This is a genomic window from Sphingopyxis bauzanensis (assembly GCF_002205675.1).
GTDB classification, from domain to species: domain Bacteria; phylum Pseudomonadota; class Alphaproteobacteria; order Sphingomonadales; family Sphingomonadaceae; genus Sphingopyxis; species Sphingopyxis bauzanensis.
This window is the reverse complement of record NZ_NISK01000003.1, coordinates 43264-64321: the sequence shown is the minus strand read 5'-3', so window position 1 is coordinate 64321 and position 21058 is coordinate 43264. Positions and strand designations below refer to the sequence as shown.

General features: G+C 60.9%; 16 protein-coding genes. 1 reads left to right on the top strand and 15 read right to left on the bottom strand.

Annotated features, from left to right (window positions below; genetic code table 11):
* Positions 1 to 82 precede the first annotated feature (82 nt).
* The gene (locus CDQ92_RS11590; protein ID WP_088441596.1) at positions 83 to 1738 is read right to left on the bottom strand and encodes an acyl-CoA synthetase; all 1656 of its coding nucleotides are present in this window, start codon (positions 1736 to 1738) and stop codon (positions 83 to 85) included.
* Positions 1739 to 1970: 232 nt separating this feature from the next.
* Between CDQ92_RS11590 and CDQ92_RS11585 the strand changes: the two genes are divergently transcribed.
* The gene (locus CDQ92_RS11585) at positions 1971 to 2750 is read left to right on the top strand and encodes an SDR family NAD(P)-dependent oxidoreductase (protein WP_088441595.1); all 780 of its coding nucleotides are present in this window, start codon (positions 1971 to 1973) and stop codon (positions 2748 to 2750) included.
* Here CDQ92_RS11585 and CDQ92_RS11580 read toward each other — a convergent pair.
* The 14 genes from CDQ92_RS11580 to CDQ92_RS11515 form a co-directional block, all read right to left on the bottom strand.
* On the bottom strand, positions 2747 to 3778 hold the full coding sequence (locus CDQ92_RS11580; protein WP_268239161.1) for a LacI family DNA-binding transcriptional regulator: 1032 nt from the start codon (positions 3776 to 3778) through the stop codon (positions 2747 to 2749). The two genes, CDQ92_RS11585 and CDQ92_RS11580, sit on opposite strands and share 4 nt — an antisense overlap.
* A 37-nt stretch (positions 3779 to 3815) precedes the next feature.
* Positions 3816 to 4877 (bottom strand): MBL fold metallo-hydrolase, encoded by a 1062-nt coding sequence (locus tag CDQ92_RS11575; protein WP_201792058.1) that lies wholly within the window; start codon positions 4875 to 4877, stop codon positions 3816 to 3818.
* Positions 4810 to 5667: a hydroxymethylglutaryl-CoA lyase gene (locus CDQ92_RS11570; protein WP_229667420.1), complete on the bottom strand. Its 858-nt coding sequence runs from the start codon at positions 5665 to 5667 to the stop codon at positions 4810 to 4812. Before CDQ92_RS11570 ends, CDQ92_RS11575 begins: the two co-directional genes overlap by 68 nt.
* Positions 5668 to 5719: 52 nt before the next feature.
* Positions 5720 to 6508 carry an enoyl-CoA hydratase-related protein gene (locus tag CDQ92_RS11565; RefSeq protein WP_088441591.1) on the bottom strand — a complete coding sequence of 263 codons (789 nt, stop codon included), beginning with the start codon at positions 6506 to 6508 and terminating at the stop codon, positions 5720 to 5722.
* Positions 6509 to 6512: 4 nt separating this feature from the next.
* On the bottom strand, positions 6513 to 7664 hold the full coding sequence (locus tag CDQ92_RS11560) for a CaiB/BaiF CoA transferase family protein (protein WP_088441590.1): 1152 nt from the start codon (positions 7662 to 7664) through the stop codon (positions 6513 to 6515).
* 299 nt (positions 7665 to 7963) lie between these two features.
* Positions 7964 to 8824: a fumarylacetoacetate hydrolase family protein gene (locus tag CDQ92_RS11555; protein WP_088441589.1), complete on the bottom strand. Its 861-nt coding sequence runs from the start codon at positions 8822 to 8824 to the stop codon at positions 7964 to 7966.
* 60 nt (positions 8825 to 8884) lie between these two features.
* Complete coding sequence (locus CDQ92_RS11550) at positions 8885 to 9310, bottom strand: hypothetical protein (RefSeq protein WP_088441588.1); 426 nt, start codon at positions 9308 to 9310, stop codon at positions 8885 to 8887.
* A gap of 107 nt (positions 9311 to 9417) precedes the next feature.
* Positions 9418 to 10170 carry an SDR family oxidoreductase gene (locus CDQ92_RS11545; protein WP_201792057.1) on the bottom strand — a complete coding sequence of 251 codons (753 nt, stop codon included), beginning with the start codon at positions 10168 to 10170 and terminating at the stop codon, positions 9418 to 9420.
* 39 nt (positions 10171 to 10209) lie between these two features.
* On the bottom strand, positions 10210 to 10839 hold the full coding sequence (locus CDQ92_RS11540) for a VOC family protein (protein ID WP_088441586.1): 630 nt from the start codon (positions 10837 to 10839) through the stop codon (positions 10210 to 10212).
* Positions 10839 to 12929, bottom strand: a complete 2091-nt coding sequence (locus CDQ92_RS11535; RefSeq protein ID WP_158213834.1) for a PQQ-dependent dehydrogenase, methanol/ethanol family — start codon at positions 12927 to 12929, stop codon at positions 10839 to 10841. Before CDQ92_RS11535 ends, CDQ92_RS11540 begins: the two co-directional genes overlap by 1 nt.
* A 126-nt stretch (positions 12930 to 13055) precedes the next feature.
* Entirely contained in the window at positions 13056 to 15239 is a 2184-nt protein-coding gene (locus tag CDQ92_RS11530; RefSeq protein WP_088441584.1) for a TonB-dependent receptor, read from the bottom strand.
* Positions 15240 to 15400: 161 nt separating this feature from the next.
* Positions 15401 to 16930 carry a class I adenylate-forming enzyme family protein gene (locus tag CDQ92_RS11525; protein WP_144035761.1) on the bottom strand — a complete coding sequence of 510 codons (1530 nt, stop codon included), beginning with the start codon at positions 16928 to 16930 and terminating at the stop codon, positions 15401 to 15403.
* A gap of 43 nt (positions 16931 to 16973) precedes the next feature.
* Positions 16974 to 18461: a spinster family MFS transporter gene (locus CDQ92_RS11520; protein WP_229667418.1), complete on the bottom strand. Its 1488-nt coding sequence runs from the start codon at positions 18459 to 18461 to the stop codon at positions 16974 to 16976.
* A gap of 190 nt (positions 18462 to 18651) precedes the next feature.
* Positions 18652 to 21027 carry a TonB-dependent receptor gene (locus CDQ92_RS11515; RefSeq protein ID WP_088441581.1) on the bottom strand — a complete coding sequence of 792 codons (2376 nt, stop codon included), beginning with the start codon at positions 21025 to 21027 and terminating at the stop codon, positions 18652 to 18654.
* Between the last annotated feature and the right edge of the window lie 31 nt (positions 21028 to 21058).

Here is a 21058-nt window from a genome sequence, read left to right as displayed (position 1 = left end):
GCGACCAATACTAAGCAGCGCGATTGACCGGCGGGCGGGTCAAGAGCGCTTGACCTCAAGATTAACCCCGAGGCGCAAAATATCATCCTTGGGCTACTGCAGCGTCGCGCAACATGAACTTTTGGACCTTTCCCGTCGCCGTTTTCGGGATCGGCCCGAATACAAAATGTTTGGGCACCTTATATCCCGCAAGATGTTCGCGGCAGAACGACGTCAACGCAGCCGTGTCCGTTTTCATACCCTCGCGCAACTCGATGAATGCGCAAGGCACCTCGCCCCATCGCTTATCCGGCTTTGCCACAACCGCCGCTAAGCTGATGGCGGGGTGGCGATGGAGCACCTCTTCAATCTCGACCGACGAGATATTTTCGCCGCCCGAAATAATCACGTCCTTCGATCGGTCAGTGATGCGAACGTAACCGTCAGTCTCGGTCACGGCGAGGTCGCCGGTATGGAACCAACCGCCCGCGAAGGCCGCGTCGGTCGCGGTCTGATTCTTCAGATAACCACTCATCGTGATGTTGCCGCGGAACATGATCTCGCCCACTGTCTCGCCATCGGCAGGGACGGGCTTAAGCGTTTCAGGATCGAGCACGAGCATAGCGTCCTGCAACATGCTCGCGACGCCCTGTCGCGCATTGAGCCGAGCCCGCGCTTCGAGCGACAACGCTTCCCATTCCGGCTGCTTCACGCAGATCGATGCCGGGCCGTAGACTTCGGTGAGCCCATAGACGTGCGATATGTCGAAGCCGGTACGCTCGGCCCCTTCGATCATCGCCGTCGGCGGCGCGGCGCCTGCCACGAGTCCTTTGACACGTTCAGAGAGGCTCCGTCCGGCTCGATCCGCCGCATCAATCAACATTGAATAGACGATCGGCGCGCCACACATATGCGTCACCCGATGCTCCGCGATCAGGTCAAGCACCTGAGGCGGATCAACCTTGCGCAGGCAGATATTTACGCCCGCGCTGGCCGCGATGGCCCAAGGGAAGCACCACCCGTTGCAATGGAACATAGGCAGTGTCCACAGATAGACTGGGTGCGGTGGCATGCTCCACGTCACGATCTGTGACAGCGAGTTCAGATAGGCACCGCGGTGATTGGTCACCACCCCCTTAGGGTCACCAGTCGTTCCCGATGTATAGCTCAGCGAAATCGGGTCCCACTCGTTTCCCGGAAGCAACCAGTCCGCATCCGGGTCGCCCTCCTGCAGAAAATCTTCATATTCGATTTCGCCCGTGCGCGTTCCCGCGCCTTCGAAGACCGCGTCATCGATATCGATGACGAACGGCTTGTCCTGCACCAGCTCAAGCGCGCGGGCGATCGTCGCGCCAAACTCGCTGTCGACGAGCAGGACGCGCGCCTCGCCATGATCGAGCTGGAAGGCGATCGCTTCCGCGTCGAGCCGGGTGTTGAGCGTATTGAGCACCGCGCCCGCCATCGGAACCCCGAAATGCGCTTCATACATAGCGGGAATATTGGGCGCGATAATGGCCACCGTATCGCCGCGCTCGATCCCCCTCGCCCGCAGCGCAGAGGCGAAGCGCCGACAGCGCCGATAAGTCTCGTCCCAGCTTTGCCGTTTCTCGCCATGTACGAGCGCGGTGCGGTGCGGGTGAACGGTCGCCGCCTTAGGCAGGAAGCTGAGCGGCGACAGCGCCACATAATTGGCCACGCTCGGTCGCAGACCCGAATGGAACGGCGAGCTCGGTTTGAACGATATGGACGCGTCAGGCATTGGTCATCCTCATTTTTCCGGGTCGCGAGCCGGCGCCTCATGCGCCGGTTACCGAGCCCCGGGCCGGTTCATTATTCCGGCCAACCCACTCGCACTTATAAAGATGAAACGTTTCATTGCAATATCACGGAAGCGATGGTAGTCCCGACCGCGTTCACAATGCATAGTGGCGTAGGTCTTCCCGGCATATGCCGGCGGGCCGAATGGCACAGCCAAAGGCGAGAGGTCTTCGATGTATCTTGAAAAATTCAGCCTGCGCGGCCGCAAGGCACTGGTCACCGGCGGCGGCCGAGGTATTGGCGCAGAAATCGCGCGCGCGCTGGCCGAAGCGGGGGCGGAGATCGTCATCGTAGACATTGACGGCACGGCGGCGGAAGAATCGGCCACCGCGCTGCGCAGCTCCGGTTATGCCGCGCATCATCGCCAAGCCGACTTGTCGGACGCCAGCACGGTCGAAGCACTCGCGGAAGACGTCACGAATTCCGTCGGTGTGATCGACGTTCTGGTCAACAATGCCGGTATTGTTATTGTTGCCGATCCACTTGAAACCTCCGCGGCCGACTGGAAGCGGACGATGGAAGTCAACAGCGACGCCGTATTCTACTGCACGAAAGCCTTCGGCAATCGAATGAAAAAAAAGGGATCGGGTTCGATCGTCAACATCGGCTCGCTCGCCGGTATCGTCGCAACGCGGCCGCAGAACCCGGTAGCCTATGCCACGAGCAAGGGTGCGGTACACATGATGACCAAGTCGCTCGCGGTCGCGCTCGCCCCGCATGGCGTCCGCGTCAATGCTGTCGCGCCTAGCTATGTCGCGTCGGCGATGATTGACCCGGAAAAGGCGAGCGGCGAATTCGCCGAATGGTACCGCGTCTGGATGGACATGACCCCGATGGGACGCCTGGGCCAGCCCGAGGAAGTTGCATCCGCGGTGCTGTTTCTCGCCAGCGACGCCGCGAGCTTCTGCACCGGCGCGATCCTGCCAGTCGACGGAGGCTATGGCTCGATCTAGCCTCCTTCTGGCGGCGGCCCGATCGAAGCTCTTTCGATAAAGGTCGTCGGGACGATCACGTGCCGCGCCTCCGTGACGTCATTACCCCGAATACGATCGAGTAACAGGTTCGCTGCGATGCGGCCGACATTGGCATAGTCCCAGTCGATCATCGCAATGGGGGGGGAATAAAGTTCCGCCAGTTCCGAATTGCCCGCCCCGATAACCGAAATGTCGCGTGGAATTTCGAGGTTGCTGGCACGAATGGCGCGCAGAACGCCCGACAGCATGTCCATACCGCCCGCGACGATGGCCGTCGGCGGATCGGACCGCTGCACCAGTTTCGACACCAGATCGAACGCGGCGTCGGATAAGAAGCTTTCCGCGCTGATCAGGTCCTCGTCGGGCGTTAGGCCAAGTTCGTCATAAGCTTCTCGAAAGCCGCGCAGGCGTTCGCGGGCGGGATAGAGCCGCTGGCCACCTGTGATCAGCGCGATTCGCCGGTGCCCCATGTCTAGTAGGCGCTTTACGGCACGGTACATGCCGTCTCGATGGTCGATCATGACCGCGTCGAGCCACGCTGCCTCGTTGCGGTCGAGCAAAACCACGGGCACCTTCAGTTCGGACAGGAACTCCCGGAACTCGCCAGCGATCGGCGAATAGGGACCGATGATGACGCCATCGACCCGGCGGCTCGCCAGATTGACCAGAAGCGCGCGTTCGCGCTCTTCACGGCCTTCGGTATTGGATAATAGCAGCGAGAAGCCGGCGCTGGCGAAGGTGTCGTGCGTCGCGCGAACGAAATCCGTTAGCAGCGGGATCGTCATGTCACGAAGGATACACCCGATCGTGTGCGTGGACCCGAAGCGCATGCTTTGCGCGATGGCGTCGGGTGCATAACCGATCTGTTCGATCGCTTTGCGGACCTTTTCGCGGACGGCGGGCTTGACGGTCGCGTTGTTGTTCAGGACCCGCGATACCGTACCGAGAGAAACATCAGCCAACGTGGCAACGTCCCGGATCGTCGGCCTGGATTCCCTCTTCGGCACTATGCTATCGCCCCCCGTTTTGCTGGAACAAACCGTCTCACATTTTCAGAAGCTCCGGCTGCTGTACCAGCGCATAACCCGGACCATTACGGGCAATATTGCCAAAGCCGGGGAAATGCAAATGCGCTCCGGCAACCGTCAGACCTTCCGCCACGACCTTTTCGATGATGCGCCGCCGCGACGTCGCGGCATCGACCGGATTCCAGTCGAAGATTACCGTGACATCGGGAAAGGGAAGCTGAACTTCCTGTACATGTACCGTGTCACCCCACACGAGGATTGCGCCGGGACCGGTCCCGATTTGATAGGCCGTATGGCCTGGCGTGTGGCCGTGGCACGGCACAGCGAGGATCCCCGGAAGTATTTCCCCTTCATTGAAGGTGCGAACCCTGCCCGCTTCGACATACGGCGTCAGCTGCCGGCGCCCCATCTCAAAATAGCGATGTTGGGCGCGCTCGTCGGCAGCGGCCATTTCGTCATCGTCGAACCAGTGCGCCAGTTCTTTTTCGTGGAGCAGAATCTCGGCATTCGGAAAAAGTCTCGTGTTGGTAGCAAGATCGATGAGGCCGTTGCTGTGGTCGGGGTGCACATGCGTCAGCATGATCGCTTCGACATCGGCGGGAGCGATACCGGCGGCTTCTAGGCTTTCGAACAGGCGACCGCACGTCGGCCCCATAGTGTTGCCCGAGCCGGTGTCGATCAGAAAAATCCGTTCGCCGGCGCGAACCGCATAAGCATTCACCGACGCACGCGGTGGGCCGTCGCGATGCCCGAGTTTCAGCAACAGCTGGACATTTTCGTCCGGAATATCGCGCAGAAATTTGAAGTCTGGGTCGAGATATCCGTCGGTCAGCGGTGTAATGGTCATGTCGCCGACCTTCCGGTCGAAGCTGAACGCCAGCGCGTCCATCGGTACGGCTAGCTTCGCGGGCGATTTATGAAGGGCGTCTATCGTATCCATTACCTTGCTTTCTCTTCCATGCCGCATCCTATCACAGACCGTGACGGATCGCAGCGTTCTCCCCCCTCGCCTATCTTTTGGGCAGGCCCGCCAAGCCAATTCCTCGCGCGAATTGCTCCCCCGGCAGCCATCGTTCAATATCCTGGCGTAGCGCCATCAGCGCCGACATATCGATCCCGGTCCTGAGGCCAAGCCGTTCCAGAAGATACGCGGCTCCTTCGGTATCGACGTTGCCGGATGCCGACGGTGCGAACGGACAGCCGCCGATGCCAGCCAGCGACGCATCAAACGAACGCACTCCGATGTCGACTGCGGCAAGAATATTGGCGAGCCCAAGCCCACGCGTGTCGTGAAAATGGCAAGCCACTGGGAGCGGCGCGACTTCGTCCATCACCGCCTTGACGAGCCGGCGCACTTGGCGAGGGTCGCCATAGCCCACCGTATCGGCGACGTTGATGCCGTCGGCACCCGCCGCGGCGAGCGCTGCAGCAATCTCGATCACGCGCTTCTCGGGCACCTCGCCCTGTATCGTGCAGCCGAAGGCGGTTGCGACGCCTGATCCGATCCACGCCCGCTCGCCCGAGTGCGCATCACGATATTCGATGATGCGCCGGAATTCCTCGAGTGATTCCTCTGTGGTGCGGCGCACATTCGCCCGGTTGTGCGCGTCGCTCGCCGAAATCACGAAATAAATCGACTTGATCCCCGCATCGATTGCGAGTTGCGCGCCTTTCAAATTGGGTACGAGCGCCGCCGGCCGACAGCCCTCGATAGCCAGCGCTTGCCGCGCTACTTCGGCAGCGTCGGCGAATTGCGGCGCGATCTTCGGCGACACGAAAGAGGTGACTTCGATGTCGACGATGCCGGCGGCGACCTCGCGACGGCACCATTCGAGCTTCTGTTCGGTGGACAGAATCGTCTTCGTCATCTGAAGCCCGTCGCGGGGTCCGACCTCTCGCAGCTGGACAGTCTCGATCATTTCACAGGCCTCGAAACACCGGGCGGCGCTTTTCGTTGAAGGCTAGCACGCCTTCACGACGATCCTCGGTCGGAACGCAACGGTTATAGGCCTCGATCTCGAACGCCAGACCGTCCCAGATCGACATCTGAGCGCCGCGCCCGACGGCCTGCTTCGCCTGGCGCACCGCGACCGGCGCATTGCCCGCGATGCGCCGCCCGCTTTCCATCGCCGCGTCGAGAAGCACGGCCGGTTCACAAATGCGGTTCACGAACCCCCAAGCGTGCGCCTCTTCGGCGGAGAATGGCAGGCCGGTGAGGATGACTTCCTTCGCACGGCGCTCGCCAATCGCGCGCGTGAGGTTCTGGGTGCCGCCGGCGCCGGGGATCAGGCCCAGAGTCACTTCGGTCAGCGCGAAGCGTGCATGGCTGGCGGCATAGATGAAATCGGCCGCAGCCGCGATCTCGCAGCCGCCAGCATAGGCCGCGCCGTTCACCGCGGCGATGATCGGCACGGGGCAGCTCAGTATCGCACGGATCAGCCGTTCGAACACGAGGTGCTGCGCCTGCCACTGCGCGTCGCTCATCCCCTTGCGTTCCTTGAGATCACCGCCGGCGCAAAAGGCCTTTTCGCCGCGCCCGGTCAGGACGATGCAGCGCGCGGCGCCCGGCGCGAGCGAGAATTTCTCGAATATTTCCAGAAGCTCGCGGCCCATCACCGTGTTCGTCGCATTTGCTGCCTCGGGACGATTCAGCGTGACCACCGTCAGCCCGTCATCATGCTCCTCGAACGTTATTGTCGCATATCGCATGTCCCTAGATCTCCTGGCCTACTGACAGGATCGCGTCATGCTGGCCCAGTGACGGTGCGGGCGCGGTTCCGCGCGGACGCACCCCGTCGAAGCTGATCGGGATGCCCGCCATGTCGAGGCTGTCGCCATCGCATTTGGCGAGCATGCCGAGCGCAAGCGTCTGGGGATGCGCCGCAACCTGATCGACGGTCAGCAGCGGCGCGTTGGGAACCCCCGCCGCGTCGAGCAAGGCGCCGAGTTCATCCGCCGAATAACGCCTGACCGCCTGGGCAATCACCGGAACGAGGCGGCCACGATTGACCACGCGTCCGGCGTTGGTCGCGTAGTCAGGATTCTCCGCTTCCGACGGCAGGTCGAGCGCCGCCATCAATTTGCGGAACAGATTGTCGTTGCCTGCGGCGATCATGATCCAATTGCCTGAGGTCTCGAACGCCTCATAGGGGACGATCTCGGCCGTACCCGAGCCGAAGGGCTGGCGCACTTCGTCCGAAGCGGCGAAGCCCGCGAGCGGGACAGTCATCCAGGCAAGCCCAGTTTCATAGAGCGAGGTCGAGACCCGCTGACCATTGCCCGACTCTCGCCGCTGGATCAGCGCTGCAAGCATGCCGATGACGGTCCACATGCCCGACCCCATATCGACGAGCGATACGCCGACGCGCACCGGCGGACGGTCACCACCCTCGCCCGTGACGCTCATGATGCCGGTACTAGCCTGCACAAGCGGGTCATAGCCCGGCTTGTTGCTCAGTGGGCCCGTTGCACCGAAGGCGCCGATATCGCACCAGATGAGCGACGGCTTTTCCCCGCGCAGCCGCTCATAGGTCAGGTCGAACCGTTCCAATATTCCCGGGCGAAGGTTCTGGATCACGACGTCAGCCTCAGCGAGAATGAAAGACGTGAGCTGCGCTACGTCGTCCTGATCGGTAAAATCGACCGCAACGCCTTCCTTGCCTCGATTAAGCGAATGGAACGAGCTCGACGTATCGCCCCAGAAAGGGGGTCCCCAGCCGCGGGCGTAATCGCCGCCATTTGGATTTTCGACCTTCACAACACGCGCGCCAAGGTCTGCGAGAATCAGCCCCGCGTAGGGCGCTGCCACGCTGTGGCCTAGTTCGACGACTGTCACGTTCGCCAAAGGCTTGCCACCAGTCGTCATGCTCGCTCCATGACGAATACAGCGAGCCGATCGCGTCGAGATCTCGCGCAGCGGAATCTAGGGGACCCCAGCGCGCTGAAATGCAGAGATTGGTTCATTTGAGGAATTCCTGTTGCCATCCCGTAAGACCGATCGCTCTGGAGGTGGCATGAGCGGCGCGTCCGGCACCCGCCGCGCTTTCGCGGCTCCACCGATTTCGCCCCAAACCTCTCCAAACCGTTGTAACCATTATTGAGCCGATCATTTCGGCTTGTCAATGAAACGTTTCATACAAGTTTTGAACAATTTCATGAACAGATTCATTGGGGTTCGGGTTGGACGACGTTGCGTAGCGTGCCGATACCCTCGATTTCTACCTCACAGACATCTCCTGCCTTCATCCACAGCGGCGGTGTCCGCGCGAGGCCGACGCCGGCCGGAGTTCCGGTGGCGATCACATCCCCGGGGCTGAGCTCGAAGGCCTCGCTCAGCAGCGATACCAGTGTCGCGACGTCGAAGATCAGCTCGCGGGTCGACGACGATTGCACCAGATCGCCGTTGAGACGCGTCCGGATCGCGAGACCCGACGCGCCCATGGGCAACGCGTCGGCAGTCACCAACGCCGGGCCCAACGAACCCGAACGGTCGAAATTCTTGCCGATCATCCATTGCGGTGTACGCAGCTGATAATCACGAATGCTGCCATCGTTGAAACAACTGTAGCCGGCGACGTGATCGAGCGCGCTGCCGACGTCGATATGCCGACCCCGTTTGCCGATGACGACCGCCAGTTCGCCTTCGAAGTCCAGATCACTCGACACCTTCGGCAAGACAATCGGTGCTTCGGCCCCGACAATCGACGATGCGAAGCGGGAAAAGACGGTCGGCGTGTCGGGCACTTGCAGCCCCGCCTCGGCGGCATGGTCAGCGTAGTTGAGCCCGATGCAAATGATCTTGCCCGGATCGACGGGCGGCAGAAGCTCGACCTCCCACGGATCGACCCGCGCGCCATAGCGCCCCAAGATTGCCGCCGCGGTTCGCAGTTCGGCCTCACCTGCGCGCAAAAGGTCGCCGAGCGTGCCAGGGAAATGCGCCCCACCCGCCGTCAAGCCGCGGTACTCCCCCGCCGTTTCGAGGGCGATACCCACCCCAGCGTCGATGCGGTACGATATGAATTTCATGGCGTTGCATTCCGTCAGGGAACCGGACGCGCGCAAGCGCGCGGCGCGATCCGGGAGAGCTCATTCATATTCGGGGCGGCGTGTCATCTCGGTGCCGAAGAGCGCCACTTCGAGCTGAACGGTGTCGAGATATTCGATGATCTCGGCATAGCCGTCGCCCTCGACGCGAAAAAAATAGCCGTAATATGGCTGTTCATAGACGCCGAAAATGCCTTCGCCCTTGCCCGCCGCGCGGAGGAACGCCTGATCGCCGTCCACGAGAACGTTGGAAAACTCAATCGTCGGGCGCGTCTTGTAGTTGGCGAGCAGCGGCGCAAGGCGATTGAACACATCCTCGCGGTTGAAAAAGATACCCGATGCCGGCGTCTTGCCTATCATGATGAAGCGGCCATCCGGATTGAGCCGGCCATAGACATTTTCGTAGGTTTGAGCCCGGACATTTTCGATGAAGAAATCGACCAGTTCGCGCGTTTTTTCCTCGGACATCAAGCATCTCCTCTCATGGCCCCTTACGGCAATCGTCGCGCCGGAGCCTTCGGACATGACGATATAGCGTCCGGACGTAGGTGTCAATGAAACGTTTCATTTTAACATCAGATTTGCGCTCGGCCGCCGTCGACGAACAATTCGGAGCCGTTGACATAGCTGGAATCATCCGACGCCAGGAACAGCGCAGCCTTCGCAACTTCCTCCGGCTCGCCAACCCGCCCAAGCGGAACAAGGCTCGCCATGTTGTCGAGCAACGCCTGTTGATCATCGGGGTCGGTGCCCGCGAGCCCCAGCAGCGCGTCGGTGCGGATGGGGCCCGGGCTCAACGTATTGACGCGGATCCGGCGCTCCTTGAGGTCGAGGATCCAGTTGCGCGCAAAATTGCGCACCGCCGCCTTGCTGGCGCCATAGGTGCTGAATGATTGGGCGCCCATGCTCCCGGCGGTCGAGCCGATGAGGATGACTGACGCGCCATCCACAAGCACAGGCAGCGCGGTCTGCACTGTAAAGAAGACCCCCTTCACATTCCGGTCGAACGTATAATTGAACTGCCCCTCAGTCACATGCGCGAAGGGGACGAGTTCGCCGCCGCCCGCGTTCACGACCAGTATGTCGAGCTTGCCCGCCTTTTCCTTTATCTGCGAAAACAGGATCTTGAGATCAGAGTTTCGAGCAGAATCCGCCTGGACAGCAGTGACCGCCCCGCCGATTTCCGCCACCGCCGCGTCGAGCTGCTCCGAACGCCGTCCGGTGATGAACACAAGCGCGCCTTCGGCCGCAAAGAGCTTGGCGGTCGCCAACCCGATGCCGGCGCTTCCTCCCGTGACGACCGCCGTCTTTCCACTGAGTCTGCCCATGATTTACTGCCTTCTCTGAGCGGTCTGGATTGTCCGACCTTATTCTTCGAGGCCGAGGATTCGGCCCATCTCCGCCATGTCGTGGATTTCGATGACCGCGGGCGTCGTGCCGTCCCAGGCGGCGTTCAGCGCCTCGATGTGGTCGAAGGCAGGCTTCAGGGCCGGGTTAAGCACTTCGCTGATTTCGAACTGCGGGAATCCGCCCCTGGGGGTCGAGAAATACGCGAAGCGGAATGGCGTCCCCTTCATCCGGCCCTCGTGGACCAGAGACAGGCCGTTCCGGATCAGATGCGCGTAGGCATCGTCATATTCCTCTGCCGAAGCGAATTGCGGTGAGAGATGCTGCAATCCCTCCAGCCCCGCTGCAAGGTAATCGCGATATCCGCTCGGGGCATCGTTGAGCTGCTGAATCAGTTCGAACTGCAATCCGCCTGAATAGCCAAGCGCAAGATCGACGACCGGTGGCTCCGCCAGCTGGCCACAGTAACGATAATCGTCCTCGAGCGCGACGTTTCGGAACACGACGAACGGCCCGATTCCGGTCAGCTCGCTCCAGTGACGCATCGCCGCGTCGATATCGCGAACGATCACACCGATCTGCCGGACCGGGCTCGACAGCTTGTTGAGCGCCTCGACCCCTGCGGGCCACGGCTGGGCACTGCTAGTCATTACATTTTCCTTCCTTCGTTGAGCACGGGATCGCCAGCCGTGCGGGCGCCGGCGCGAATATACATGTAGAGCCCCAGGATCTGGCGATCGGTGAGCTCGGTAAAGCGTGGCATGCCGTTGGCCGCAAGTGCCCCGCCTCGCAGCAGCGTGGTCAGCGCCCCGACGTCGAGCGCAATGCCCGATTCGCGCAGGTCTGGACCAGGTGCGCCGGCGGACCGAAGGCCGCCGCCGTGGCAAGTGACGCATTCGTTGCCGTAAAGCGCCGTGCCTTCGGCTGCCAGGATCGGATCGATTTTCAGCTTCGGGTCGTCGAGCGCGCGGACAGTCCGGTCGGGCGGTGGCGTCCGCGGCAACTTCGCCTTACCGTCAAGCGCGAAGGTGAGAAGCCGCCGCGGTTGCAGTCCATATTTCCAGCCGCGATTGACGATGTCAGGCCACAAGGTGGTCGCACCCCCATAGCCAACCAGCACAGAAACATATTGGCGGCCGCTCGCCTCAAACGTCACAGGCGCCGCGACGATGCCCAACCCGGCCCTGAAGTTCCAAAGCCGCCGCCCGTCGCGTGCATCGAAAGCGGCGAAATTGCCGTCGGCGTCGCCCTGAAACACCAGCCCGCCCGCCGTAGCCATCGTGCCGCCATTCCACAGCGACGCATGCTGTACCTTCCAGCGGATCTTTTGCTCTTGGGGGTCCCAAGCGACGAGCGCGCCCCTACCATCTTCGCGATCGCGAATGAGCGGGCTGATGCTGACGCCCCCAAGTGGCAGAATCTTCCCATCGGCACCAACGGCGGGTTGCGCCGAATAGCGTGCGCCAAGCTGCATATAGGGAATATAGACGAGGCCCGTTTGCGGACTGTATGACATCGTCTGCCAATTATGCGCACCATAAGGGCTGGGCCAGATGTCGGCGGGGCCCTTGTCATACCGGATACCGGGCAGTTCTACCGGCCGGCCAGTCTTCAAGTCGATGTGCGACGCCCAGGTAACCTTGCCCAGCTTTTCGGCCGACAGCAGTTTCCCGGTCTGCCGGTCGAGGACGTAGAAAAAGCCGTTGGTCGGTGCCTGCATCAAGACGTCGCGGGATTTGCCGCCGATCGTCAACGTCGCAGCGACCATATTCGTGGTCGCCTTATAATCCCACGCCTCGCGCGGATTGACCTGATAGTGCCAGACATATTTGCCGCTATCAGCGTCGAGTGCGACGATCGAGGCCAGGAAAAGATTGTCGCCGTTCCCCGGACTGCGAGTTGCAGGGTTATAAGGACCGCCATTGCCGACACCTATATAGAGGCGGTTCAGCAGCGGATCGTACGTCATGCTGTCCCAGACGGTCCCGCCCCCACCGCTCGACCTCCAATGACCGGCGCTCCATGTCTTCGCGGCCATTCTCATCGCCGTATCGTCACCGTCCTCCGCCGGATCGCCGGGAACCGTGTGGAATCGCCAAAGCTGTCGGCCGGAATCCGCATCATAAGCGGTCACGTATCCACGTGCGTTTCGGTCGGCGCCGCCATTACCGATGACGATCTTCCCACCGAATGCCCGCGGCGCGCCGGTGATCGTCTGGCGCGAGCCCTGCATCACGGTGTCGACGCTCCAGATGAGCCGTCCCGTCTTTCCATCGAGCGCTATCAGCCGGCCATCGATCGTCCCGGCATAGACTTTGCCGGCCCACCAGGCCGCGCCACGGTTGACTGGAAAGATAAGCCTCTGATGGTCGGGCCTGTGTTTGTGGATTTCGGGATCATATGTCCACAGCAGCTTTCCCGAGGGACCGTTGACTGCATAGACTTTCGAGGTTCCGCCGGTGAAATAGAGAATTCCTTCGACCGCCAGCGGTGTCGCTTCCAGCGTCTGCTCACCATCGAGGTCAAGCGACCAGGCGAGGCCGATCCGCCCGGCGTTGACGGCAGCGATCTCGTCCAACCCGGAATATGCGCTCTCGCCATGGCCGCCATTATGACTTGTCCAGTCGGCATCGGCATAATTGGCCTGCGATGGCCCGCACCCCGCTAGGGAGAGCAAAACGAACATTGGCAGGACGGCCAGTTCCGCGAGGCCAGAGGCGGAGCGTGCAAGGCCCGCCATGGAAATTCCGGCGGTCAAGGTCAAGGTTGAGTGCATCGCTTTTGCCGTCGTTCCTGCCTTAGAGGGCGCCGCCGCGCGATCGCACGGTGGCGCCCTCCCCCCTTTTTCCGAGCCCGACGCCGCCGATCAGTGGTGAAACGACAGCGTGATGCCAAACGTCCGCGGCGGCGCCTGGATTTGGGTATCCCCGATCGGCACGCCGTTTGGCGATTGAAGGATATAATATGTGTCATCGAACAGGTTGCGCGCCCACATCTTCACCCTGAACGTCTCGTCTTTCGACTGCCAGGAGAGGCTCGAATTCACCAGCGTGTAGGAGGGCTGCTGGAGCCGGTTGTCTGGCGCCGCAGCAAAGCCGCTGTTGTGCTGGACACCCACCGACGCGGCAAATTCGCCGACCTCCGTCGGGATCGTGTAGAGCGCCGAAATATTGCCGACGAAGTCCGGCGTCTGAACCGTGTCGTTGCCCTTCAGATTTCGCGCCGGACCGACTGGGTTTCCGTTCGTGTCGTACGACTGGAATCCGGGATAGTTGGTATAATGCCCCTCCATCAGCGACAGGCCGCCGCTGATCTTGAGCCGGTCGCTTGGGACGATATCGATGCTGGCCTCGAACCCCTTGATCCTCGCGCCGGCCGCATTGACGATGATGTCCCCGCCGATGCTGGGGATCGAAACCTGCTGGTCGCGGTAGCGATAGAGGAAGCCGCCGAAATTCAGTCGAACCGTTCGGTCGAACAACTCGGTCTTCAAGCCTGCCTCAAATGCATCAAGTTCTTCGGGCCGGAAAGCATTGCCCGGCGCGAGAAGGTTGAAACCACCGCTCTTGAATCCGGTATTGTAGGACACATAGCCCATGACGTCCGGCGTGAACTTGTAATCGAGCGCAACGCGATAAGTGACCTTGTTCGATTTCTGGCTGGCACTGAGAGCAAAAGTGGGAAAGCCGAAGGTCTGCTTGTCGGTCGTGTAGCGTATCCCGCCCGTCACATTTGCGTTGGGGAAGATTTCGAGCGTTGCCTGACCGAAGGCGGCCAGCGATTCACTCCTTTGCTGGTCGTAATCGATGAGCGTGCCGCCATTCGCTTTCAGATCGACGAATGCGCCGACGGCATTGTAATAATAGCCGCCCAAGATCCAGTTGAACGGCCCGTTCGCGCTGTTCTGCAGGCGCACTTCCTGGGAGAAACTATGGAATTTGGTTTCCCACGTCAGGTCGAGTGCCGCTACCGAGGTCTGATCCTGATCGAGTGAATTGCGATTTCTGAGTTTTCGGTAAGCGGTGATGCTGGTCAGCACCAGCGACCCGATGTCCTGATCCACCTTCATTGATACGCCGCCAGTCTGCAGGCGCGTGAAGTCGGGGGCACCGATGTTCGTATTATACTCGCCCGGATAGCCGATCGGCGGCGCCGCGCCCGGGAGCGGGGAAACCGAACCTTGCGGGCGCTGATAAGCGTTGTTGTTGCCCAGCCGCGCATAGTCGGCCGACAGGCGGATGACGGTATTTGTCGGCAATTCGATCATCCATCTGTTGCGGAGCGAGATGTTGTTCCGCGCCTGCTGGTTGACATCGTCGCCGTTGAATAAGTTCCGCCCATAGCCCTTCCCCTGATCCTCATAGAGAACAGCGAGCGAGGTCGACACATTGTCGCTCAACCCGCCGCTCACATATCCCGAAAGGCCGACGAAGTCGTAGTTGCCGTAGGTGGCCGAAAGATCGACCTTCAGGTCGCGCGTCGGGTCGAGCGTCTGGATCTGGATGACGCCGCCGGTTGCGTTGCGGCCGAAGAGAGTGCCCTGCGGGCCGTTGAGAACGTCGATCTGCTTCGTGCCTGCCAGTGAGAAGACGCTGCCCTGCGGATTGGCGATATAGACGTCATCGACATAGACGGCGACCGGCGATTCCGAGACCGGGCCGAAAAGCTGCGAGCCGACGCCGCGGATATAGGCATTCGCTGCGCTGAGCTGGCTGGTAAACACAAGGCCGGGAACGGCCTGTGACAGGTCGGACGTGCTCGTGACACCCTGTTGGTCGAGCGACGCCGCCGAAAGCGAGGTCACCGCGACCGGGACGTCCTGCAGCCGCTGGCTGCGATGCTGGGCCGTCACGATGATCTCTTCGAGTTGCCCGTCCGAAGTGCCGCTCTGACCGTCGGCGGGCGCCCCATCCTGCGCCAACGCTGTTCCCGGCAAAAACGCAATCGCCAACGCAATGGCCGACGTCCGGTTCGCCATCGAGCAAAGCCCGCGAGCGCGCGGAGACAGCAGGATGGGCCCTTCGCGGCCGACATGGTCCTCAATGTGCATTTATTTTTCCCTCCCACTTTCATGGCGTCACTTTCCGTGGACGGCCATTTGGTTTCTATATCGCCGCTACGAACCATTAATGAAACGTTTCATTTTATTGGCAAGGCGGCTTGAATTTGTAAAGCCCTATTCCTGCTGGCGATGGCAGGTGACTGGACTGCCTAGGTTTTTTCGAATTCGCGAAGGCGAAGGAGTAGGGGCGCGAGTTCGCGCCGTACGACTTTGCCGGATGCGTTATGCGGAAGCTCGCGCACGATACCGATCAGCGCCGGTACTTTGTGGTGCGCCAAGCGAGCCGCGCAATGTGCCCTCAAGGCGTCTTCATCGACCGCAGCGCCGGGCATAAGGACCACCGCGGCGGCCACCGATTGGCCAGCGGAATCATCGGGAAGACCCACGACTGCCGCTTGCGCTACCTCGTCCAGCTCACTCAAAACCTGTTCGATTTCGGCAGGATAAACATTTTCCCCGCCGACGACGATCAGGTCGCCTGTTCGCCCGAGAACATAGACAAAGCCTTGCTCGTCGACGCGCGCGTAATCGCCGGTTCGGTACCAGCCGTCAGGCGTGATCGCGTTGGCGGTCAGTTCGGGTTCTTTCCAATAGCTCAGCATCATGCATGGTGCGACGCCCTGTGCTTCGCCGACTTCGCCCTCGGACACCTCATTGCCGTCGCCATCCAGAAGCCGAATCTTCGCGCCCTCGACCAGTTTTCCGGCTGAGCCAGGCGGCGGAAGGATGGTCATCCCGGGATCGTGGGTGACGAACGGCCAGCATTCGCTCGCACCGTAGGAATCGAGCACCGGGGCGCCTGTAATCTCGCGCCAGTCCTTGAAGACGGCTTCGTTGCGCGCCTCGCCGCCGGAGATACAGCAGCGCAAGCGAAAGCGGCGCGGCGCCGCGCGCTGGCGCCACGCATTGACGATCTTTGCATACATCGATGTCGCCGCGAAAATGAAGGTGACGCCATGATCGATCATCGCATCGAGCGCTTCGTCGGCGGAAAAGCGGCGCAGCAGATGAATTTTGGCGCCGCGCGTCGTGGCGGTGATCGAGAGGATGATCAGGCCCGCCAGCCATGAGAGCGGCATCGAAACAAGTACCGTGTCGTCCGCATCGACGCGCCAGATCGTTGCGCATGCGTTGGTGCCATGCGCGATCGTCCCATGCGAATGCGCCACCGGCTTCGGCACGCCCGTGGTCCCCGATGTGTAGCCGATGATTCCGAGCGCAGCTGGATCTACGACGGGAAGCTCGCCCAGAAAGGGTGCCACACCGCCGAGCGGTTCAACGCCGCCTGCCAGCTCGAAGATCCGGGTCGGAATGTCTGACCGCGCGACGGCTGCAACCGCGTTTGTACGATAGGAATTCTCGACGAACAGGAAGTGTGGCTCAGCGTTCGATAGCGCATAGTCGAGCTCGGCGGGACCAAAGGTCGCGTGCACGACTGCCATCACGCCACCGGCGCGCCATACGCCGAAGCAGATAATCAGATATTCGGGCGAGTTTTCGCCGACGATCATGACGGTCTGACCCTGTGCCAGTCCGGCGGCAAGCAGACGCCGCGCAAGGGTGTCGGCCGCACCGTCGAACTCCTTCCAAGACATTTCGCGGCGCCCCTGCACGATCGCGATCCCGTCGGGGAAATCGCGCGCCGCCATGCGAAGATATTCACTCGCCAATTCGATCAAGGCCAAACCCTTTGCCAAATCCCATCCAGCTGCGTCCGGACTTCTAGTTTACGTCACCAGCTGCCCGGGCTCGGTCCACTTTTGTTGCCTCCGCCGACTGAACGTGCCGGCCGGCTATCCATAGCACCACGCACGCCACCGGAACCGCGAGTAATCCGGCCATAATTCCGGTTGCGAGACTACCCGTTGCCGAAGAGATCTTCCCGACCAGGAACGGTCCGAGCGCCGAGCCCAGTAAGGTGCTGACCAGGAAATAGGTTACCGACGCGGTACCGCGCATGCGCGGCATGACCAATTCCTGGATGGTGGCAGCTCCCGCCGCCATCCACATGATGCCGACAAAAACGACAGGGATATTTAGTAGAAAAAAGATCCAAGGATTCTGTGTCAGGCACATGCCGATTACAAAGGGGACCGGGATCACCGCCGAGGCAAGACCGACATAGATACGGCCCGCCGGATGGCGGCGCAGCATGATGTCCGATAGGCGCCCACCGAGAAACACGCCGCTCATCCCACATACCGCCGCAGTGACGCCTAGCACCGTGCCTACGGTCGCTTTGTCGACGGGGAGCGAACGCAGAGCCAGCGGCGCGGTCCAGAAGCCCATGTTTAGCGTCAGCATCGATGCGAAACCGAAGCCGACCATTGTATAAAGGAAGGCAGGCGTCTTCCAGGTCAGCGCAAAAGTTGCGGGGTCGCGATTCCTTAGCATCTGCGCCGAAGAAAACGCCGCATAGAACCCGATCCCGAGCGCGATCCATTGCAACGTGTCGCCGGTCGCGCCGATCAGCGCCGATGCGCCCATCGCAAAGACTGCCGCCGCCGTGACATTGAGCACTAGGGGACGGCTCCCGCAGCGTGCGGCCTGATACAGCGTGAATGGCGGAATGACGCTCGCAACATCGTCGAAAAAGCGTAGCCAGATTTTGTCCTCTTCCGGAGGATATGTACCGTCTGAGAGCCCGCGCTTCGGCTCGCGGAGCATCGAAACGAGCAGCGCCATGGCGAGGCCCGGCAGGCCGACGATGAGGAAGGCGGCCTGCCATCCTTGCAAGCCGAACGGGCCGACGTCGCCGTAGGTGGAGAACCAGTAATAGATGACCAGTCCCCCGATCGTGAAGGCCAGCCCCTGTCCCAGATAGAAACCAGTACTGTAAAGGCCGAGCGCAGTTCCGCGCTTGCCGCGCGAGAACCAGTCGGATATTAGCGAATAGGCCGACGGGTTGGCCGCCGCTTCCCCCACCCCCACACCGATCCGTGCGGCGATCAACTGGCCCACATTCGCTGCCAGCCCGCAAAACACCGTCATCACCGACCAGAGGCCAATGCAGATCGACAGCAGACGGACGCGGTTCCAGCGGTCTGCAAGCCGCCCAAGCGGATAGCCAAACAGTGCATAAAAAACCCCGAAGGCCGTGCCATGCAGAAACCCGAGTTCAGCATCGCTGAGCGAAAAGTGGGCTTTCAAATCCTCGGCGAGTATCGAGAGGATCGTGCGATCCATCCAGCTGAGGGTATACACGCCCATTAGGACGACAAGCACATACCAGGCATAGGGGCTGTCGACCGCCGTAGGGTCCGCCTCAACACCCGGGCGAGATGATGCGCTCGTTGCAATCTTCGGATTGCCTATAGGCGACCCCACCATCCTGCTTCCTCTCGGCCGTCCAGACGACGGAAAAAGCCGGCTGACGGGAGACCGCCGCCGGCTTATATTATCACATACTGAAGCTGAGTTTTAGACCAACTTGACGACCGCGCGAATAAGAACCGGTGGTCGAGGTCCCGCTACCCGGGACGACCGATCCATATTCAAGCAGCCGCTTGTCAGTGAGGTTACGCCCGAACAACGACAGGTTCCAGCGGCCGTCGGTGGCACCAAAATCTATGTGAGCGCCGAGCTGCGCATAGCCCTTCTGCACCATATACTGATCGTTGTAGAGGCTGGAGTCATATTTGCTGCGCGCGTATAGTGACACGCCGATCCCAATTTGATGATCGCCCGACCCCACTGGGGTAACGTAGTCGACATAGGCCGAACCCGTCCATTTCGAAGCATATTGCGTCGGGATTCCCGAAAAATCCTGCGAGCGAAGCGTTCCACCGGGAACCCCACAGGAACGCATGCCGGGAATGACCGCGCCGACGGGCAGCGAGTTCTGTATCGAGTTACAGGGTCCGCCGGGGAAATCGATATACTTGGCATCCAGATACCCGCCGTTAAAACCGACCGTCCAATTGTCGTCGGGACGAAAGTTCAGATCTATTTCGACACCCCGCGACCGCGCCTTGCCGACGTTAGTCACGAGAAAGGTCAGTCCCGATACCGCTGATTGTTGCAGATCGCTGAATGTCTCACTGAAGATCGCGATCGAATAATCGAGCTTGTTGTCGAGCAGCAGACCCTTGAAGCCCGCCTCGACCATCCAGGCTGATTCCGGCCGGAACCCCGCCAGCGCGGGGTTCGCCCCGGTGAAGGCATAGTCAAAGCCACCGACCTTGGTGCCCTTCACATATTTCACATAAGCCTTGTTGTTTTGTGCCAGCTCGTATTGCGCGATGACCTGGGGCTGCCAATGATCCTCCGACAGGCGGAGTGTGCCGAGTGGAAAATTATGCTGAACGCCGCCGAGCACCGCCGCATAGACCGCATCGAGCGCGGGATTGCGCGTGGCGAGCAAACGCGAACGCTGCGTATCGAAGGTCGTGTTCGGAATAATGTCGGCCGCAAAAGCAGCCTGCCCCGCCGACTTCTTCTGGTTAGAATAGCGAACGCCCGCAGACAGGCTTAACCGATCGGTCACATGATAGGTGAGATCAATGAAGCCCGACCAGACCCGGTTCTTCTGGTCATAGGTGAAGACGCGCGCAAACGGCGTCGCCGCAGCTCCCGAGAAGCCGAGGCCGGCGAGCGTGAATTCCTGAGCGACGTCAATCGCGAGCGTATCGCGCTGATAATAGGCACCAATCGTGGCGTCGAGATTGCCAAAACTGCCGCCAAAGCGAAGTTCCTGGCTGAATTGGCGGAAATGAGTCCATTGCGGGTTAAAATACGTCGTAGTGTGATTGACGCCGTCGAGACCCCATTGGACCAAAGAGTCCGAATTGCGCCACGCGGTCGTGGACGTCAACGTCCCGCCCAGCATGTCGTAGTTGATGTCTGCCTGATAAAGCTCCGCGTCCAACTGCTGGAGCTCATCCGAGAAGAAGGGCGCGCGATTGTAATCGATAGATCGCGTATCGTCGTCGCCGACGACCGGATAAGGTGGCCGCGCTGCGACCAGAGGCTGGCTGACGGGGACCAGTGTGCCGCCGATATCCTTCACCCGATCGACCTCTGCTTTGAGGATGATCTCGAGATCGTCGCTCGGCGTAAAACGCAAAGTTGGACGAAGAGCGTAGTTACGGCTCTGAGGCTCGTGCTTGCCCTTCAGCGGATTAAAATATCGGCCCTTGCCAAGATCCTGGAAAAGACCGGCAAGACGGAAGCTGACGCCGTCCATCAGCGGGACGGTGACGCCCATTTGCGCTTGCAGTTCCTGCCCTTCAAACTCGTAACCGATCGACCCATCGGCCTGGAATTCGTTGCCTGGCTTCTTGGTCGTGATGTTGATCACGCCGGCAGTGGCGCTGTTGCCGAAGGTCAGAACCTGCGGACCCTTCAGAACTTCGACCCGCTCGATATCGAAGATCGGGATACGAGCCTCCTGATCGCGGCCGTAGGAAACGTTGTCGACGAATTTTCCGACCGACTGTTCAAAGCCAGCGCTGCTGCCCGATCCGAAACCGCGGATATAAGCGTAGGTGTTGGCCGCGCCGTAACTGTAGGTGAAGTTCGGCACCGTCTTTGAGAGGTCGATCATCTGCGTGATATTTTGTGCTACGAGCGTATCACCGCTGATCGCTGTGATCGCCACTGGCACATCCCTCAGATTTTCTTCGCGCTTTCGCGCCGTAACGATTATGTCGCTAGCGCTTGGCGCGTCTTCGATGACTTCCGTTGCCGGCAGCGCGGCACCTACCTGAGCATGGGCCTGCACAGCGCACATGGCCGTAGTCGCCAGAACGACAGCCTTGAAATAGGTCTTCGTCATATATCCCCTCCTCCAGAGTATACTTTTTTGG

Excerpts from the sequence above, each read along its gene's own strand:
- CDQ92_RS11550 (WP_088441588.1), bottom strand. The coding sequence starts at position 9,310 with ATGTCCGAGGAAAAAACGCGCGAACTGGTCGATTTCTTCATCGAAAAT.
- CDQ92_RS11570 (WP_229667420.1), bottom strand. The coding sequence starts at position 5,667 with ATGACGAAGACGATTCTGTCCACCGAACAGAAGCTCGAATGGTGCCGT.
- CDQ92_RS11515 (WP_088441581.1), bottom strand. The coding sequence starts at position 21,027 with ATGACGAAGACCTATTTCAAGGCTGTCGTTCTGGCGACTACGGCCATG.
- CDQ92_RS11540 (WP_088441586.1), bottom strand. The coding sequence starts at position 10,839 with ATGACTAGCAGTGCCCAGCCGTGGCCCGCAGGGGTCGAGGCGCTCAAC.
- CDQ92_RS11565 (WP_088441591.1), bottom strand. The coding sequence starts at position 6,508 with ATGCGATATGCGACAATAACGTTCGAGGAGCATGATGACGGGCTGACG.
- CDQ92_RS11520 (WP_229667418.1), bottom strand. The coding sequence starts at position 18,461 with ATGGGCGTGTATACCCTCAGCTGGATGGATCGCACGATCCTCTCGATA.
- CDQ92_RS11555 (WP_088441589.1), bottom strand. The coding sequence starts at position 8,824 with ATGAAATTCATATCGTACCGCATCGACGCTGGGGTGGGTATCGCCCTC.
- CDQ92_RS11560 (WP_088441590.1), bottom strand. The coding sequence starts at position 7,664 with ATGACGACTGGTGGCAAGCCTTTGGCGAACGTGACAGTCGTCGAACTA.
- CDQ92_RS11545 (WP_201792057.1), bottom strand. The coding sequence starts at position 10,170 with ATGGGCAGACTCAGTGGAAAGACGGCGGTCGTCACGGGAGGAAGCGCC.
- CDQ92_RS11530 (WP_088441584.1), bottom strand. The coding sequence starts at position 15,239 with ATGCACATTGAGGACCATGTCGGCCGCGAAGGGCCCATCCTGCTGTCT.
- CDQ92_RS11590 (WP_088441596.1), bottom strand. The coding sequence starts at position 1,738 with ATGCCTGACGCGTCCATATCGTTCAAACCGAGCTCGCCGTTCCATTCG.
- CDQ92_RS11535 (WP_158213834.1), bottom strand. The coding sequence starts at position 12,929 with ATGGCGGGCCTTGCACGCTCCGCCTCTGGCCTCGCGGAACTGGCCGTC.
- CDQ92_RS11585 (WP_088441595.1), top strand. The coding sequence starts at position 1,971 with ATGTATCTTGAAAAATTCAGCCTGCGCGGCCGCAAGGCACTGGTCACC.